The sequence below is a fragment of the Thiomicrorhabdus sediminis genome, assembly GCF_005885815.1.
In the GTDB taxonomy this organism is placed as follows: domain Bacteria; phylum Pseudomonadota; class Gammaproteobacteria; order Thiomicrospirales; family Thiomicrospiraceae; genus Thiomicrorhabdus; species Thiomicrorhabdus sediminis.
Genome location: NZ_CP040602.1, coordinates 218497 through 237058 on the forward strand (window position 1 = coordinate 218497; position 18562 = coordinate 237058).

16 protein-coding genes are annotated in these 18562 nt (G+C 45.7%); 4 read left to right on the forward strand and 12 right to left on the reverse strand.

The features are described from left to right. Window positions 1-13: 13 nt before the first annotated feature. Both FE785_RS00935 and FE785_RS00940 read right to left on the reverse strand, forming a co-directional pair. Window positions 14-520 (reverse strand): YeeE/YedE thiosulfate transporter family protein, encoded by a 507-nt coding sequence (locus FE785_RS00935; RefSeq protein ID WP_138563511.1) that lies wholly within the window; start codon window positions 518-520, stop codon window positions 14-16. Window positions 521-559: 39 nt separating this feature from the next. Then, window positions 560-1048: a YeeE/YedE family protein gene (locus tag FE785_RS00940; protein ID WP_138563513.1), complete on the reverse strand. Its 489-nt coding sequence runs from the start codon at window positions 1046-1048 to the stop codon at window positions 560-562. Between the two features lie 287 nt (window positions 1049-1335). On the opposite strand from FE785_RS00940, the gene FE785_RS00945 reads away from it, so the two are divergent. Next, complete coding sequence (locus FE785_RS00945) at window positions 1336-1551, forward strand: YjfB family protein (RefSeq protein ID WP_138563515.1); 216 nt, start codon at window positions 1336-1338, stop codon at window positions 1549-1551. Window positions 1552-1570: 19 nt separating this feature from the next. Here FE785_RS00945 and FE785_RS00950 read toward each other — a convergent pair whose 3' ends face one another. From FE785_RS00950 to metH, 7 genes are all read right to left on the reverse strand, one after another. Continuing rightward, a complete protein-coding gene (locus FE785_RS00950) occupies window positions 1571-2635 on the reverse strand; it encodes an acyl-CoA dehydrogenase family protein (RefSeq protein WP_138563517.1) in 1065 nt (354 codons plus the stop codon). 9 nt (window positions 2636-2644) lie between these two features. After that, window positions 2645-2926, reverse strand: coding sequence for a hypothetical protein (locus FE785_RS00955; RefSeq protein ID WP_138563519.1), 282 nt, complete (start codon window positions 2924-2926; stop codon window positions 2645-2647). 82 nt (window positions 2927-3008) lie between these two features. Next, window positions 3009-3905: a DMT family transporter gene (locus FE785_RS00960; protein ID WP_138563521.1), complete on the reverse strand. Its 897-nt coding sequence runs from the start codon at window positions 3903-3905 to the stop codon at window positions 3009-3011. Between the two features lie 75 nt (window positions 3906-3980). Further along, complete coding sequence (locus FE785_RS00965; RefSeq protein ID WP_138563523.1) at window positions 3981-4259, reverse strand: hypothetical protein; 279 nt, start codon at window positions 4257-4259, stop codon at window positions 3981-3983. Between the two features lie 1299 nt (window positions 4260-5558). Then, window positions 5559-5885, reverse strand: a complete 327-nt coding sequence (locus tag FE785_RS00970; protein ID WP_168188887.1) for a hypothetical protein — start codon at window positions 5883-5885, stop codon at window positions 5559-5561. Next, complete coding sequence (locus FE785_RS10800; RefSeq protein ID WP_168188888.1) at window positions 5846-6121, reverse strand: hypothetical protein; 276 nt, start codon at window positions 6119-6121, stop codon at window positions 5846-5848. Before FE785_RS10800 ends, FE785_RS00970 begins: the two co-directional genes overlap by 40 nt. A gap of 132 nt (window positions 6122-6253) precedes the next feature. Then, window positions 6254-9964 carry a methionine synthase gene (metH, locus tag FE785_RS00975; protein WP_138563527.1) on the reverse strand — a complete coding sequence of 1237 codons (3711 nt, stop codon included), beginning with the start codon at window positions 9962-9964 and terminating at the stop codon, window positions 6254-6256. 633 nt (window positions 9965-10597) lie between these two features. Between metH and FE785_RS00980 the strand changes: the two genes are divergently transcribed. From FE785_RS00980 to FE785_RS00990, 3 genes are all read left to right on the forward strand, one after another. Beyond that, complete coding sequence (locus tag FE785_RS00980; RefSeq protein ID WP_138563529.1) at window positions 10598-13306, forward strand: methyl-accepting chemotaxis protein; 2709 nt, start codon at window positions 10598-10600, stop codon at window positions 13304-13306. Between the two features lie 134 nt (window positions 13307-13440). Further along, window positions 13441-14544, forward strand: coding sequence for a tRNA (uridine(54)-C5)-methyltransferase TrmA (gene trmA, locus FE785_RS00985; RefSeq protein WP_138563531.1), 1104 nt, complete (start codon window positions 13441-13443; stop codon window positions 14542-14544). Beyond that, complete coding sequence (locus FE785_RS00990) at window positions 14545-15312, forward strand: sulfite exporter TauE/SafE family protein (RefSeq protein ID WP_138563533.1); 768 nt, start codon at window positions 14545-14547, stop codon at window positions 15310-15312. Window positions 15313-15323: 11 nt separating this feature from the next. Here the strand turns inward: FE785_RS00990 and FE785_RS00995 are convergent, their stop codons facing one another. The 3 genes from FE785_RS00995 to FE785_RS01005 are packed head-to-tail and all read right to left on the reverse strand — an operon-like array spanning window position 15324 to window position 18435. Beyond that, on the reverse strand, window positions 15324-16169 hold the full coding sequence (locus FE785_RS00995; RefSeq protein ID WP_168188889.1) for a sensor histidine kinase: 846 nt from the start codon (window positions 16167-16169) through the stop codon (window positions 15324-15326). Further along, entirely contained in the window at window positions 16112-16840 is a 729-nt protein-coding gene (locus FE785_RS01000; protein ID WP_138563537.1) for an MCP four helix bundle domain-containing protein, read from the reverse strand. The genes FE785_RS00995 and FE785_RS01000 overlap by 58 nt, the downstream gene beginning before the upstream one ends. A gap of 32 nt (window positions 16841-16872) precedes the next feature. After that, on the reverse strand, window positions 16873-18435 hold the full coding sequence (locus FE785_RS01005; RefSeq protein WP_138563539.1) for an HD domain-containing phosphohydrolase: 1563 nt from the start codon (window positions 18433-18435) through the stop codon (window positions 16873-16875). Between the last annotated feature and the right edge of the window lie 127 nt (window positions 18436-18562).

The following is an 18562-nucleotide window of genomic DNA, read 5'->3' on the forward strand; positions in this document are numbered from 1 at the left end:
TCAACGGATTGGCTTAATCTTTAAAGGCGTTGTTGATGCAGCGGTCGTTGGCGATATAGGTTTGCAGTACGCCATAGGCCATGGTGCCGAGTAACAGGCCGATAAAGGTAAAGACCGCACTGATTTTACCTTCACCAAGCATTGCCGGAACGGTTCCCGGGCAAGACGCCGTCATCGCCCAGCCGACACCAAATAAAAAGGCACCGGCAATCAAACCTTGCTGATAAGGTTTTTTAACGAAGTCGACCACGCTGCCAGTTGTTAAGGCGGTTACCTGAAAACGTCTCAACAGCATGACACCGGCCATCGCCACCACCACAGCGGTAAGAATCACTTCCATTAATTGAAAATCAATAAACAGGAACATCTTGGCGTGATAATCAAAGGTGGTCGCGCCGGCTTTACTCATTAAAAAGCCAAAGGTGGCTCCCAATAAAATCCCTAATACCGGCGTTTGGTAACGACCCAATAAAGGCTTTTTTGCGCTCTCAACAGAAATTTGGTTGTCGACTTTTTGCATTTTGTATTCTCTTTTTCCTGACGTTGAATCCAACGCGCTTTAGGTGCCAAATAGCAGGTGAGTGGTAATCATCGCGCTCATAAAGAACACCACGCCGGCAAGTAGGCTCGGCGGATTGAGCATGGCACCGCCAACCAAAGCATGACCGGTCGTGCAGGCGCCGGCAAGGCGCGCGCCGAAACCTAAAAGCATGCCGCCGAATGTCAGCCAGATCGCTTTGGCGGCGGCCGATTGCGGCAAGATTTCATCGTACATGCCCATATCGAAACTCAGGTGCCAAGGCTGTTCCGAAGTCAGTCCGCTAATCAACCCACCCAGCGGAATACCGATCAGGAACCACAGCTTGATGTTGTTCAGGTTTTTGTATTCGCCTTCTTTGAAGTAGCGCATATTCTTGCAAAGATAACCGCACACATTGCCGTAACCGGTCGAACAGCCGGCAGGCTTACCGATTAGCCAAAAATGAAGGATGACGAAAAGCCCGATGGCGATGCCGCTCAACCATCCGGCCCAAACTGTGATTTCCATAGATTATTTACCCTTAGATTTTCCGCGTATTGTCTAGTTAAGCGCGGATTAAGTCAAAAAGGCTTTTTTGCTGTCTCCATAAAATAATTTTATCGCCATTAATAAGCATGTTCTGGGATACGTTAAATTAACCATAAGAAATTACTCGTAAAATTAGCGATAGCCAAATTAACTAAACTTATATTAATAAATGCTTATATATTTGATAAGTCTGTAAAATTATTTCAAGTTTTTAGAAAGTTGGTCGTTAAGCTATATCGAGACAATCCGAATCGAGGTAGTAAGAAATGGATATTTCCGGTGTATCGGCAGCCGGTGCTGTCAGTGCGGCATTGGCGCAAAAACAGGTTTACGCAGAGGGTGATGCCAGTGTGGCAATGTTCAAAAAAGCGTTGGATACACAGGCACAGAATGCGATGATGTTAATCAATTCGTTACCGCAAACGCCAACAACCCAGGGGTTGCCGGCGAATTTGGGCAATCATATCAATACCACCGCCTAATTCGGTTAACCGTTAAGATTTATTGGCGAGCGGTTTTTTTCAGTAAGGCGTGCTGGCTCAATACATGTAGGTCTCGCCAGGCGCGACCAAATTCAGAATCATTAAACACCACGAGCATGCCGACATGAGTTTTCAGCGTGTCTATCGCATGCAAGCAATTGTGGACCGCATCCAGACAAACCTGCTCAACCTCTTTAACTAATGCCTCATCCAAATTGCGATGCGTTACTAACGCCTGCCAGCTCTTATCGGCTGTGTGATAAAAGGCTTGCTGACTTTGTGAAAAACTTTGCATGGCTTGATGATAGGCTTGCTTGGTATCGGCTTGTGTGAAGGTCCCTTTCTGTTGGGAAAATTCAGCGAACAGTCTCAAGGCATTGCTAGCGATGCCCAAGGCCACGCTGGCAAAGGTCAAATGGGCAAGGCTCAGCAACGGGCAATAAAAGATCGGTTCATCAATTAGCGGTTCAGCAAATAAATTAAAGCTATAGCTTTTATCAATGCTTGTCGGTTCGATACTGAAATCATGGCTGCCGGTGGCTTGCATGCCCATTACCGACCAGGTGTCGTGGATGGTGACATGCTCTTTGGCAACCGCGATGGAAATAATCTTGTCAGGCTCCTTATCGAGCTGGCAGTTCGCGGTAAACCAAGTGGCGTGATAAGCGCCACTGGCATAAGGCCAACGACCGGAAACGCGATATTGATCGGCAATGGTTTGAGCAGACCCTAACGGCGATCCTGAACCGGCAATGACGGCTTTTTCCGGGGTGAAGATCTGTGCTGCGGCGTCTTTTTCAATAAAACCGGAAAACAAACCGCCACCAGCACCAATCATCACCAGCCAGCCGGTGGCGCCATCCGCCGAGGCGATTTTTTCAAAGATTCTCAAGGCGCTCGGCAGATCGGCGCCTTGTCCATTATAGGCGCGGGCAATAAACAGGCGAAACAGCCGTAAATCGAATAAACCATCCAGCACTGCATCGGTTAAATGGCCTTGTTGTGCGGCTATATGGGCATCTTGCCTGATTAGCGGCAAAAGGGAATCGACCTGATCCAACAGGTTGTCATTAGTGTTATTCATGAAGCGTGATTAGTTGCGGTTACGCCAGATTTTGGCCACGGCCTTGTCACTGCCTAAATAGGCGACACCTAAACAAATCAAACCGATACCACCGAATAGAACCATCGGGAAAAGACCGGCCATCTGGTCAATTTTGAGCGAAAAATATAAGGTCACGCCGGCAACAATCAAAAACAAGATCCCCATGATTTTCAGTACGGTGCGATGGCTAGGTGCATATTGATAATCGCCCTCCGAGTTTTCCAGCGGGGTAAGAATAGGGGAAAACAGTTTTAATAGTAGGTTTTTCATGACGCTCTTAATAGTTAAGGTTGATACCATAAAGCATAGCGCAGAACAGGGGTTTATGGAATGGCTTGTTGCATAGATTAGCTTATTTACTGCTGCGCTGGCCGATGAGTCCAGCTGTCAGCATCACTCCGGTAAGAATCAGCAGTCCACCAAATAGCATATTGATATAAAAGCTTTCATCCAAAAACACATTGCCGAATAATACGCCGAAGATTGGCACCAGATAAGTCACCAGCATGGCGTGGCTGGGACGGGTTTGTTCGAGCAGACGGAAAAACAGGATAAAGGCAAAGCCGGTGCTCAAACCGCCTAAAGCCAAGACGCTCAGCCAGGCTCTAAGTGAAATGTCGTCATTGATGCCGAACCACAGCGCCACCGGCAGCATCATCAAACCACCCGTTAATAAGGTGCCCGATGCTACCAGCAGAGGTGGAATACCAATCAGGTGCTTTTTACTGTAATTGGTGAAAATGCCATAACATAAGGTGGCGCCGACGACAGCCAGTATTGCAAGCAATTCAACGCTCATCCCGTCGATCAGTTGATGGCTGGTGACCACTATCACACCGATAAAACCGATCAATAAGCCGAACCAGGCAATGGCTGGTAGTCGGTGGGCAAATAATAAAGCGCCAATCGCCGCACCCCATAAAGGTGTGGTCGCATTTACAATCGACATCAGTCCGGCTTCGATATGCAACGCCGCATAGGTAAATAAACTAAACGGAATCACCATATTGCCAAAGCCAACCAATGCCATGTTTTTCAATGTTTGGGTTTGTTGCGGGCGCGCTAAAGTCGCGAAGAATTTGCGCCCCATCCAGACAAAAATCGGCAGTAACACCAAACCGCCGATAATAATGTGCAGGGAAGCCAGTTCAAAAGAGCCGAATTCCGGTGCGGCAATACGCATAAACAAAAACGAACCGCCCCACAGAGCCGATAAAATAAACAGTTCAAACAGGTGTTTAGGTGTCATTTGGGTTCCGGTAAATGAGCAAAGAAATGTTGCGCGTATTGTAATGGTTTGTTTGGGCGGTAAGTCGGTGAAATTTTATTTCAGTGAATAGGTCGCCTTGTTGTCTTTTTGCATGGCGATAACGACAATATCGTCTACCTCTTGGTAATTGCTTTGAATGCCGTCTTCACTGGTGAAGGTTTCGGATTTATAGCCGATTCGGTGGCGCACTTCCTTAACGACAAAATCCTCCAAATCCACATTCACAATGTGACCCATTGTAGGCAACGACGAGGCGTTTCTGATTTTGATGGTTTTGATTCTGTGTGGTGGTTCTTGGTTATCGAATGTTTGGAGGGTGTAATTTATTGTCATTAGATAGCTCTTTGTTTGAGTGGTTGTTTATCCCATTTTAATTGAGAAGCCTTTTTAATTATTGGTAAATCCTCAATTTTATCTATTAGGCTTCCCGTTACTATTTTTGCGTGCCCAAAAATAGTAACCACAAACAAAGAACTTGGCTGAAGAGCCAAGAAAAAGGGCACCCTGCTGACGCAATCTATTTCACTAAACTTGTACGCTGAAAATCCTGAACTCGGCGAACAAGTACGCCTCAAACAGCAGGATTTCTTAAATGCGCCCTACGTTAAGTGAAATGAAGATTGCTTACAAAAGGGGACCAGTTCCGCGCACGTCATTTCCACGAAATGAAAAACAATCTATCGCGGGTTTTGAAAAAGATAAATCCAATTGGGTTTAGGAAAAACGACTTTGACGCCAAAAATCCCTTTGGAATAAATAGTGCAGAGTTCTTAACGAAGTGAACGATTAAAAAATCTTGCTGTCCGAGCGTAGCGAGTTCAGGATTTTCAGTGAATGAGTTTTAGAACCTGCCTATTTATGGAGTAGGGTTCGTTTTTCGCTTACCTTTTGCCGAACAACAAACAAAGAACTCGGCTGTAGAGACGAGAAAAGGTAAGGTGAAGCCTATTAGATGAAGTTAAGGCAAATAAAGAAAATTAAAAAGGCTTCGCAATCAGGTTATTTAATTTTACTCTGACCTCAATTGTTAGATTATTAGGGTTGAGAAGCCCTTTCTAGATTATCGTCATCCCTAATTTTCATATAGGGCTTCCCGTTACTTTATTTGCTTGCCCAAATAAAGTAACCAAACAAAAGGCACCCTGCTGACACTTTCTATTTCACTAAGCTTGTTTGCTGAAATTCCCGAACTCACTGCGCAAGCTTCGTTCGGACAGCGGGAATTTTTATACCCTCAAGGGGCACCTAGACCGCATCCTTCGCTAAGTGAAATAACGAAAGCTTACAAAAGGGGACCCGTTCCGCGCACGCTATTTGGGTACAAAATAATGCAATTCATCGAGGGTTTAATTTTCCAACCAAATTTAATTGGATTTAAGAAAGAAGACTTTGACGCCAAAAGTCCCTTTGGAATAAATAGTGCAGAGTTCTTAACGAAATGAACGATGAAAAAATCCTGCTGTCCGAGCGTAGCGAGTTCAGGATTTTCAGTAAATGAGTTTTAGAACCTGCCTATTTATGGAGCAGGGTGTCTTTTTTTGCCTACTTTGTTGGACAAGCAACAAAGTAGGGTGAAGCCTATTAGATGAAATTAAGGCAAAGAAAAGAAATTAAAAAGGCTTCGCAATTAGATTAGTTTTCCTCTGAAGCCATCTCTTCGTGTGTTTTTACATATTGAGCAGCTTGACCAAATGTTTCCATGAGATTGAATACTGTTTCTAAAGACATTAATTTCATATCTTTTAGTTCGTAGGGGTATCTCCAATCATTAAAAGGTTGGGCGTGCCCTGATTTGCCTGACAAAGCTAATTCGTTTAATTCACTTTCAAACACTTTACGTCTTTTAGTTAAGGCGTTTGTCAATGGTATCCCTGTGTTGTTATTGTGCATACCAATGATGATTTCTTGTAATTGAGGTGTTATCTTTTTCCATAGTAAATTGAGCTTATGTCCATGCATTTCTCGTTCCACATCTTCTCGGTTTTAGTCGATTTGAATACGAAAAATTTGACTAATAATTCTAAAGAAAAAGAAGCGCAAGTCATTGCAGGAAATAAATAACGAGGGTCATTCATGTGTTCAATGTTATTTTGAATGATTTGTGCTGTATTGGCATAAGATACAGCGATACCGAAAATATCATTTGCTTCAAAATCGCCATCGGGAATTAAAAGTAAAGAAGAAGTATTTATCATTCAAGTTTCTCTAGTCGTTGAATAAAGCACTTTTTGATGGTATCTGTACAATCATGCCAATAAAAAAGGCCAGAAAAAATTAATCTTAATTTAATTCTAGCCTTTTTATCAAAAGTCATCAGTATTCAAAGATTACTGTGCAAAATCCTCAGGATCATAACCCAAATTCGGTGCCAACCATTTCTCAGCTTCTTCAACCGACCACCCCTTACGTTTGGCATAGTCTTCCACCTGATCTCGACCCACCGAACCGATACCAAAATACTTGGATTCCGGATGTGAGAAATACACGCCGGAAACCGCAGCGGTTGGAGTCATGGCATAGCTTTCGGTCAAATCCAAACCAATCGCTTCAGAGGGCTTCAACAATTCCCAAATCGTACCTTTTTCCGAGTGTTCCGGGCAGGCCGGATAACCCGGTGCAGGGCGGATACCTTGGTATTTCTCACGGATCAACGCTTCGTTATCCAGATCTTCATCCGGCGCATAACCCCATTCGTCCTTACGCACCATCTCGTGTAAGGTTTCGGCAAAGGCTTCGGCAAAACGGTCGGCGAGGGCTTTTAGCATAATGGCTTCATAGTCGTTATGCTCGGCTTCGAATTCGGCGGCTTTTTCATCACAACCGATACCACCGGATACCGCAAATAGACCGACATAATCGGCAATGCCTGTGTCCTTAGGTGCGACGTAATCACTCAAGCACTGGTTATAACCGCCGCGTTTTTTCTCCGCCTGCTGACGTAGATTGTGCAGAACGGTCAGCACTTCACTGCGCGACTCGTCGGTATAGACTTCGATATCGTCACCAATCGCATTGGCCGGATAGAAGCCGTATACCGCTTTGGCGGTGAGCCATTTCTCTGAAATGATTTTTTCCAGCATCGCTTGCGCATCTTTATAGACCTTACGCGCTTCTTCACCGACTACCTTGTCGTCCAGAATGCGCGGGAACAGACCGTGCAGCTCCCACGATTGGAAGAACGGCGACCAGTCGAAACGCTCAAGCAGTTTTTCCAGCGGGAAGTCTTCAATGACGCGCTCGCCCAAGAAAGACGGTTTAACCGGTGTGTAGCCGTTCCAGTCGATGTCGATACGGTTTTCACGCGCCTTATTGATCGGCACACGTTTGACCTGTTTGGCGCGGGCTTTACGCTCTTCACGCACGGTTTCATATTCGGCGCGAATCTTGGCGGCAAAATCGGCTTTCAAATCGTTTGAAATCAAGCTTTGTGCAACCCCCACGGCACGCGAGGCATCTTTTACATAAACCACCGGATGCTCGTATTGCGGCTCGATTTTCACCGCGGTATGCGCTTTTGATGTGGTCGCGCCACCAATCAGCAACGGCAGATCCATGCCGCGCTCCTGCATCAATTTGGCGACATTGACCATCTCTTCCAGAGACGGGGTAATCAGACCGGAAAGCCCGATGACATTGGCACCTTCGGCAACGGCGGTATCGAGAATCTTCTCGGCAGGCACCATCACACCCAAATCAATCACCTCGAAGTTATTGCACTGCAATACCACGCCGACAATGTTCTTACCGATATCGTGTACGTCACCCTTAACGGTCGCCATAACGATCTTACCTTGCTGCTGACCTTCGGTTTTAGCCGCCAGCAAATAAGGGTCAAGATAGGCCACCGCGCGTTTCATCACTCGCGCCGATTTCACCACCTGTGGCAGGAACATCTTGCCGGAACCGAACAGGTCACCGACCACGTTCATGCCGTCCATCAATGGCCCTTCGATAACCGCCAGACCTGAACCGAGTTTTTGATAGGCTTCTTCGGTATCGTCTTCGATAAAGTCGGTAATTCCCTTCACCAAGGCATGTTCCAGACGTTTTTCCACAGAGGCTTCACGCCAAGCGGTGTCTTGCACCTTGCCTGCGGCGGAACCGTCGCCACGGAACTCTTCGGCGACTTCCAACAGGCGTTCACCGGCTTCCGGGTCTTTATTCAAAATCACGTCTTCAACGGCTAGGCGAAGTTTCTCCGGCAGGTCATCGTAAATCGCCATTTGACCGGCGTTAACGATACCCATGTCCATGCCTTCTTTAATGGCGTAGTACAAGAATACCGAATGAATCGCTTCACGCACCGGGTTATTACCACGGAACGAGAAGGAGACATTGGAAACCCCACCGGAAATCTTGGCGTGCGGCAGGTTGGCTTTAATCCAGGTCACCGCATTGATGAAATCCAGACCGTAGTTGTTGTGTTCTTCGATACCGGTCGCCACCGCAAAGATATTCGGGTCGAAAATAATGTCTTGCGGCAAAAAGCCGACTTTCTGGGTCAATACCTCATAAGAGCGTTTACAGATTTCGATCTTGCGCTCAAGGGTATCGGCCTGTCCGGTTTCATCGAATGCCATCACAATCGCTGCGGCACCGTATTTTTTCACCAGCTTGGCGTGTTTGATAAAGGCTTCTTCCCCTTCTTTCAACGAGATTGAGTTGACCACGCCTTTACCCTGAATGCACTGCAGACCGGCTTCGATAACGTCCCATTTTGAGGAGTCGATCATAATCGGCACACGCGAGGCTTCCGGTTCCGATGCCAATAGGTTCAGGAAGCGCACCATGCAGGCTTTGGCATCGAGCATCCCTTCGTCCATATTGACATCGATAATCTGCGCGCCGTCTTGCACTTGGCGCACCGCGATATCGATGGCTTCGTCGTAGTTCTCTTCGATAATCAGGCGCTTGAACAAAGCCGAACCGGTGACGTTGTTACGTTCACCGACATTGACGAACAGCGAATCTTCATCGATATTCAACGGTTCAAGGCCGGATAGACGACAGGCCGGTTTGATTTGTGGCAATGGACGCGCCGGGCTAGCTAAAGCCGCTTCGGCCATGGCTTCGACATGGTCGGGGGTGGTTCCACAACAGCCACCGATAATATTGATCCAGCCGTGTTCCGCCCAGTGTTTGATCTCGGCGGCCATCTGCTCCGGGGATTCGTCGTATTCACCAAACTCGTTCGGCAGACCGGCATTCGGGTGAATCGATACATAGGTTTCACAAACGCGGCTCAGTTCCTGTACATAAGGGCGTAACTCTTCCGGCCCAAGCGCACAGTTCAAACCGACCGACAAAGGTTCGGCATGAGCCACGGCGTTATAGAAGGCTTCGGTGGTTTGACCGGAAAGAGTTCTGCCACTTGCGTCAGTGATTGTTCCACTTAATTGGATAGGCACTTCATAACCGACTTCGCCTTCGACTTCCTTAACCGCGAAAATAGCGGCCTTGGCGTTTAACGTATCGAAAACCGTCTCGATCAAAATGGTATCAACGCCACCTTTCAATAAGGCATGGGTCGCCTGTTTATAGGCGGTGACCAGTTCATCGAACGAGGTGTTGCGGAAGCCCGGATCATTAACGTCCGGCGAGATTGACGCGGTACGGTTGGTCGGCCCCAATACACCGGTGACAAAACGCGGTTTGCCGTCTTCGGCCTCGGCGATATCGCAGGCCTCGCGTGCTACCAGAGCCGCCTGAGTGTTGATCTCTTCAACATAGGCCTGCATATCGTAATCGGCCTGTGCGATGGTGGTGGCGTTGAACGAGTTGGTTTCGATGATATCGGCACCTTGACGCAAGAATTGCAAATGGATGTCACGAATCACATCCGGTTTGGTGATGACCAGAATATCGTTATTGCCCTTGATATCCATCGGGTAGTCGGCAAAACGCTCGCCACGAAAGTCCTCTTCGCTTAGATTCAAATTCTGAATCATGGTTCCCATAGCACCATCTAAAACAACAACACGTTGTTGAAGCAGTTGGCGAAGGGTTGCGATGCGTTGTGTGCGGTTTGCGTCAGTCATGGTTTTGCCGTTTCTGTTGGTTTTTAAAATCTTTAACACTCGGTTTCGGGTGTTCGGGGTCAATAAAAGCGAGTATTTTAACTCAAAACCGATTGAAAACCTAAGAGTAAGCAAAAGCTTCTAATTCTTTAAATTTCGTTGTACCGCTTTGGTTTAAAGCAGGGGCAGAATAACTCTGATGTGAATTGCAATGGATATGATCGGTGCTTTATTGATTGTCTGAAAATGGTTTAAAAAAAGAAATTAAAAGGCTTTTCGCTTGATTATATTAAAACGTGTGGTTTGGCAAGTGGTAAGGGGCTTATTAACTCCTAGTTATTAAATCGTGTCTGATAGTTATTTTTGCCTAAATTTTCCTAGCGCAGAAATCGAATTTGTTTAGTATTAGTTTTTTCAAAACGGGTTTTTTTAGATAAAAAATGACTGGTGTCATTGTCTTTCTATAAAGATGAATTTAATAAGCACGAAATAGTTATTTGTGAATTTTTTTTAGAGTTGTCTGTATAAAAAAGTTTGCAAATAGTTGTTTTCAGTGAATAATCAAAAAAATAATAATAATAAAGTCACTTTGAGTGTCGGCGACAAAGTGTGGATTGAACCTGTTTGGCTCGATCCTTTAGAGGAGCGTAACCTATGAAACTTAATCTGAAGCAGAAATTATTAACGGCCTTTTTGGTTGTCGGTTTGGTGCCGTTTATCGGTATCACCATCGAATCGGCAATGAGTACTCAATCGGCGATGGAAGCGCAGGTGATGAACCAGCTCGAAGCCATTCGAGATGTCAAGCAAACGACGATTCGTGCCTATTTCGATAATCTGGAAAAGCAATTAAAGACCATAGGTGACAGTGAAGGCACTTTGGATGCGTTAAAAGCCTTTTCCGCAAGTTTTGCTAGTTATGGCGATCAGGCCGGATTCAGTAACAGTTTTGCCGCGCGTAAGGCAGCGGTAAAAGACTACTGGCAGAATGAGTTCGGTAGCAAGTATCAAGCAGAAAATGAAGGTGCAGGCTTTGATATGGCAGCCTTTGATGCCTTAAGCGATAATGCCATAGATCTGCAGTACAGCTTTATTGTCGCTAATTCGGCTCCATTGGGCGAAAAAAATAATCTGACAGAGCTGAAAAACAGCACTGACTATGCCAAGGCCCACAGTGAGTTTCATGATTGGAATAACAACTTCGTAAAAGAGTTTGCATACTATGACCTGTTTATCGTTAATAACAACGGGCAAGTGGTCTATTCGGTATTTAAAGAGCTGGATTATGCAACCTCGCTAAAAACAGGTCCTTGGAAAGAGTCGGGGCTGGCGCAAGCCTTTAATGCCAGTATCACGGCGGAGAATGCCGATGATGTGTTTTTCACTGATATGGAACTGTATACGCCATCCTATGGAGCGCCGGCAGCGTTTGTTAGTACGCCCATCGATGAAGACGGTGAGCGTGTGGGTGTTTTGATTGTGCAGATGCCCCTCGATAAGATCACCGAAATCATGTCAGAAAGAACGGGGATGGGCGAAACCGGCGAGACTTATTTGGTTGGTTCGGACAAGCTGATGCGTTCCGATTCCTTCCTTGACCCGATAAATCATAGTGTCTCGAACTCTTTTAAACATCCGGAAAAAGGTGCCGTGGATACCGAAGCGGTGCGTGACGGTTTAAAAGGTAATACCGATAGCAAAATTATTATGGACTATAACAATAACCCGGTCATCTCCGCCTATCGTCCGGTTGTATTAGGGGATAACACCTGGTTGTTGATTGCTGAAATTGATGTTGCCGAAGCCTTTAGTGCGGTCGACAAGTTAACTAATCAAGCGATAATCATCGGTGTTATCGTGGCTGTTTTGGTGGCGGGCTTCGGTTTCTGGTTGGCGCGCTCGATTGCGAACCCGGTAGTCAATTTGGCCAATAAGATCAATCAGGTTGGTAAGGATTTTGATTTTGCCACGCAGGTCGATGTGGAAACCAATGATGAAATCGGTCAAGCCAGTGAAGCCTTTAAGACGCTTTTGGCGAATACCAAAGAAGCGATGTCCGAGGTCAATAAAATCATGGATGCGATTGCCAAGGGTGATTTTAGTAGCCGAATCGAAGCCGATTTGGTGGGTGATCTGGCGGTTCTTAAAGAAGGCGTTAATGCCTCGGCACAAAGTGTCGATGTGACTATGGCGGCACTGGAAGACGTCATGAAAGCGATCAGTGCCGGCGACTTCAAAGCGCGTATGAGTGATGCGGTTGAAGGCGAGTTCAAACGTAATGTCGATAATGCGATGATCTCGATGGAGAATGCCTTGTCGGAAATCGGCATGGTGATGGAAAAACTGAATGTCGGTGAATTCGATGGTCGTGTTGAAGCCGAATTAAACGGTCAGTTCGATATCCTTAAGCAGCAAATCAACGGTTCTATGCAGCAGTTGGAGTCGGCGATTGCGGAAATCGCCAAGGTGGCTCAAGCACAGGCGAATGCCGATTTGACACTGAATGTTACCGGTGATTACAAAGGTCAGTTGGAGTTGTTGAAAGAGTCCATCAACCAGAGTGCTTATAATCTGAATGATGTCCTTAATCAGGTTGTGATGGTGGTCGGTTCGGTGACCAATTCGAGTGGGGAAGTCGCTCAAGGCAGTCAGAACCTGAACGAGCGTACGCAAAATCAGGCCGCGTCTTTGGAAGAAACCGCGGCGTCTATGGAAGAGTTGACCTCTACTATTCAGCAGAACTCGCAGAATGCGACGCAAGCCAACAAGTTGAGTACCGATGCGACAGCGCAAACCCGTCAAGGCATGGAGTTGATGGAGCAGTCGATCAATTCGGTCAACCAGATGCTTGAATCGAGTAAGAAAATCGAAGAGATTATCGGTCTGATTGACAGTATCGCATTCCAGACCAATCTATTGGCATTGAACGCAGCGGTTGAAGCGGCGCGAGCCGGTGAACACGGTCGCGGTTTTGCGGTGGTTGCCGGTGAGGTGCGTAATCTGGCCGGTAAATCGGCGGATGCGGCACGCGATATCAAATCATTGATTGAAGCGTCGGTGAGTACTATCGAGGAAGGTACGGAGCAGATCAAGAATTCGGGTGAATCCTTGAAAACCATCAGTGAGTCGATTTCTCAGGTATCCAATATTATGGCCGAGATCTCAGCGGCTTCGCATGAGCAATATAAAGGGGTTGAACAGGTGAATGTGGCCATTACGAGCATTGACCAGATGACCCAGCAGAATGCGGCGCTGGTGGAAGAGACCACGGCGGCGGCGGAATCCTTACAGCAGGAAAGCGCAAATCTGCAAGAAAGCGTAGCGCGATTCAAATTGTCTGATGGGACAAAACGTATCGGCTGATTAAGTCGATCAACCACCTATAGAAAACCGGGCTTGCCCGGTTTTTTTACGTGAAAAACTTAGAGTTTGCATAGGGTTAATGCTAATTCTTGTTATAATGCGCGCTTTATTTAAACGCCTAAGTGGTCATGCTGATGCTTTGCCAAACATTTCCTCAAGAGTATGAAAAACAGTTAAACGAGAAAGTCGCACGACTTCAGGAGTTGGTTCCGAATCTTAAGGAGTTAACGGTTTTTGAATCGGATAAATCGCATTATCGCGCGCGCGCGGAATTTCGCGTTTGGCATGAAGACGATGCGACCGATTACATTATGTTTGATACGCAGACCAAGGAAAAGGTCAAGATCAAGCAGTGTCCGATGGCTTTACAAAGCATTGATGAGTTAATGCCGCAATTGATGCAGGCGATTTGCCAACAAGCGGTTTTACGCCAACGCTTGTTTCAGGTCGATTTTCTAGCCACCTTGAGCGGACAGATGCTGGTCACTTTAATCTATCGTAAATCGATTAAAGAAGACCAAGAATGGTTGGCCGCCGCCAATGCGTTGAAGCAACAGTTGCCGATTACTCATATTATCGGTCGAGCGCGTAAAGAAAAGATTGTGCTGGATAACGACTATGTCATTGAGCAGTTGAATGTTGATGGAAAGCAGTTTACCTATCAGCAGATAGAAAATAGCTTTACCCAACCGAATGCCCACATGGCGCAGAATATGTTGTCCTGGGCAAGAAAGGTGTCCGGCTTTGTGCAAACTGAGCAGGGTGGCGGTGATTTAATCGAGCTGTATTGCGGCAATGGCAACTTCTCAATCGCGTTGAGTGATTGTTTCAACAAGGTATTGGCTACCGAAATCTCCAAGACCTCGGTGGCTTCGGCGCATTTTAATATCGAAGCCAATCAGGTTGATAATGTCACCGTCGTGAAAATGGCCGCTGAAGAGATCAGCCGAGCATTACAGGGTGAAAGCTTTAATCGCATGAAAGACGTCGATCTGGCGTCTTATGATTTCTCGACCATCTTTGTTGATCCGCCGCGTGCCGGTTTGGATGACCTGACCCGCAAGATGGTTTGTGAGTTCGATAATATTATCTATGTGTCCTGCAACCCGGAAACGCTGGCTTTCGATCTAGAGCATATTTTGCACAGCCATGAAATTGTCAGCTCAGCGCTGTTCGATCAATTCCCTTATACTCATCATATTGAGTCCGGCGTATTTTTGAAAAGAAAGGATAGTTAAATGGTTTTTGCCCTGATTGGCGCTTTATTTATCGGTTTGACATTGGGATTGTTGGGTTCTGGCGGCTCGATTTTGACAGTACCGGTGTTGACCTATGTGGTCGGTCAGGAAACCAAGGTGGCGATCGCCGGTTCTTTGATGATTGTTGCTGTCATCAGTCTGTTCTCGGTAATTCCTTATGCACGCCAGAAATTGGTCAAATGGCGTACCGTTATTTTATTCGGTGTGCCGGGAATGGCCGGTGCGGCGGTCGGTGCATGGTTGGCGCACTTTGTCAGCGATGCCGTGCAGATGCTGGTTTTCTCCTTGCTATTATTAACCGCCGCGTTTTTGATGTTTAAGCCGATTAAACTGGTGGATGCCGAAAACGAGCATGCCGAACGTGCCATGTATAAAATTGCTATGGACGGTTTTATTGTCGGTGCGGTTACCGGGCTTGTCGGTGTTGGTGGCGGCTTCTTGATTATCCCGGCGCTGGTTTTACTCGGCGGTCTGTCGATGCGTTTGGCGGTTGGCACCAGTCTGGTGATTATCGCCATTAAATCCTTTGCCGGTTTTATCGCTTATTTGCCGGTGCTGGAAGCTTTGCATTTACAGATCGATTGGCAAATCATCGCGCTTTTCTCCATTATCGGTATTGTCGGTGGTTGGTTCGGTCACAAAATCAGTTCAAAGGTCAATCAGCAGCAGCTTAAGCAAGGTTTTGCCGTGTTTTTGGTGTTGATGGGTGTGTTTATCCTTTATCAGAATTTGACGGTGTTTATCTAGGGTTCTTTCCCTTATTCCCTGTCAAAGGGAATTTCAATAGTAAAGGTTGTGCCTTCATTCGGAGCGGTCTTAATATCGATTTGTCCCTTGAGTTTTTGTACAACCAGATTATAGACCAGATTCATGCCTAAACCGCTGCCCCCTTTGCCTCGCTTGGTGGTAAAAAACGGTTCATAGATTTTCTTCACAACATCTTCGGGCATACCAATACCATTATCTGTATATTCGACAATAAGCTTCTTGTAGACCGATTCTGCTCTGATATGGATTTGCTTATCTTCACTATCGTTTTCAAAAGCATGGCTTGCGGAATTGGTAAGCAGGTTGGTGATGATCTGGCTTAAAATTCCGGAATTTCCAAACATCTTAAGAGAATGTGAACACTCAATATGGGTGTGAATGCCCTGTTTTTTAAGGATATGATTCAAGCTTACCTTAGTCGCTTGCAAGCTGTCGTAGACATTAAAGGTATAGCTCTGGTCTGAAGATTGGTCTACCGCGAGCTGTTTGAAGTTGGTGATCAAGTCGGCCGCTTTGAATAAGTTGTTTTCCAAAATTTGACAGGTTTGGTTGGCTTCGTCAATAAAGCTGTTGAGTCCAGTCTGCGTGAGTTGTTTGTTGTCCACTTGGTTTTTCAAATGATCGACTTTTTCTCTTAAAAGTGAGCTGCTGGTCAGTCCAATGCCTAAAGGAGTATTCACCTCATGGGCAATACCGGCAACTAAGCCACCGAGCGAAGCGAGCTTTTCGGATTCGATCAATTGGGTTTGTGCTTTTTCAAGATTGGAAATGGTGCTGGTCAATTTGTCATTGGTTTTTTGTAAATCCTGAGTTCGCTCGGAAACCCGTTGTTCCAATTCATTGTTGATACGAGACAGTTGTTTTTCGCTACGGGTGATTTTACTAAAGACATATAGGCGAGAATAGAGCCGAATATAAAAGCAAAAAACGACCAAGTGAATACAAGGCTGACACTTTCCTGATGTTTTTGTTCAATTTCTTCAAGTGTTTGTTTAGAGCTTTGGCGTTGTAAATCTACCAGTTGTTCTAACGTATTCAAATTATCGTTTTGCGCCTCGATGCCTTTTTTATTTAATAATGCGATGGCGCTTTCACGATCACCTTGTTGGATGAATTCAACCACCTCGCGTTGTATCGGTACCGAAAAATTCGATTTTTTACCCTGTTCATCGATTAACTGTTGTTCTTTTTTAGTTAAAGGCAGTTGTTTGAGCTTTTGGCGCGCCTCGGTAAATACAGAGCCCTGTCGGTTGAAGTCCATAAAAACTTCGTCCTGTATAAAAGGGTCATCGATATTTGCCATCACCAGCATATTCAGTAGGCGGTTTTTAGCCGCGATATGCATGGTATTGATCAGGTCGATTTTAGTATTGTTGGTTTCGACGATGCTGGCGCTTTTAATGCGTACTTCGTTGAACTGATTTAAGGTGTAGGTCATCAGACCGGCGAAGATACTTAAGGTGAGTATAAAACTGATAAGTAAGAACAGTGGCGTCTTATTTTTCATAAAGTTTTGGTCTCGGCATACCCGATTATGAGTTAATGAGTGTCTGGCATTCGTTCGCGAACACTGGCGATTTCATCGAGGTTTTCTAACAATAGGTCGACCAGCTTAGGTTCGAACTGCTTGCCTTTTTGTTGTTGGATAAATTCGATAATTTCATTAAGTGGCCAGCAGTCCTTATAACAGCGTTTACTACCTAGTGCATCGAAGACATCTGCAAGACCGGTAATGCGAGCCATAATATTGATGTCCTCGCCTGATTTTCGATTAGGGTAGCCGGAACCATCCCAGCATTCATGATGTTCTAGAGCGATAATCGCAGCCTTCTGTAATGAGACGCATTGTGATTGCTTTAGCATGTTATATCCGGCCTCGGAGTGGGTGCGCATAATCTCACGTTCTTCATAGGTATGTTTGCCCGGTTTATTGAGGATGGAATCGGGAATGCTGACTTTGCCTACATCGTGCAACGGTGCAGCGAGTTTGATGAGTTCACAGGTTGTGGTATCCAGTCCATAGGCCTTGGCAAGAATATAGCTGATTTCACCAACACGTTTGACGTGGCTACCGGTTTCTTTAGAACGCACTTCTACCGCTTCCCCGAGAATATAGATTAGTTCGCGTTGGCTGCGTTCAATTTCGTCTTTTAAGGCTAGAGCGGTATAGGATTTTGAAAAGTTATCGATAAAGATGTCCAGCAAGTGCAAGTCCAGTTCACTGAAGCATGGCGTTTTGCGAACATATAGAAGATTTGCCTTGCCCATGTCATCGCCAATATAGGAGACATAATCTTCAATGGTTCTTACCGAACGTTTTTCATTCCAGGCACGTAAAAACAGGTGTTTCAATTCATCTGGAAGGTTGCATTTCTCACCGATCGCCAAATCACCAAATAAACCACCGGCTTTGGCTAGCACCTTAAACTCGACCGAAGCTTCATCTGTGCTATGCGGTTCCGATAAAACCGTGCAGTACATGGCATCCTCCTCCAAATCGAGTACATTTGCGATTTGGCCGAGAATTTGTGAGGTCAGGCCTTTCAAACTGCTTTCGGCACTGGTGTTGGCGATTTCAATCAGTACTTTATTCAATCCCATACGTTGGCGCTCAATCATCATAATGTCGCGGAAAGAGCGGATCGAAGAATAAAGTGTGGTTTTGAGTTTGCTGGCAGTCAGTTCGGTTTTGGATTTATAGTCGTTGATATCATAATCACGGATTACTGACTCTTCAGGTGCTTGCCCGGGTTGTCCGGTACGTAAAATAATGCGTGTTGTGTGGTTGTCCAGCTGATGACGAATATATTTGACCAGATCCAGACCGGCTGTATCGGTTTCCATTACTACATCAATAAAGGCAACTGCAATCGGAGCACCTATAGGTTGCTGTTTTAGAAGGGCTATAGCTTCTTCCGCCGAATAGGCGTGCAGCATTTCCAGTTTGCGAGCTTCAAATTCAAAGTTTTCCAATACCAGTTTGGTTATTTTGTGGACTTCGTCTTCATCATCGACAATGAGTACCTTCCAGGGTTTTTTGTGATTGATATATTGGTCAGGTGTATTTTCCGGTTCTTCTGAGAATACAAATAAATCGTCCATAGGTCATCCACGAGTTGTCTGGTTATTAAGGCATCTAGTTATGGTTAATAAGTTCCATATTAATGCTTTTGTTGAGTTTTTACACATTAAAAATTAACCGTTTCTGGACAGGAATTTTTATGGCGAC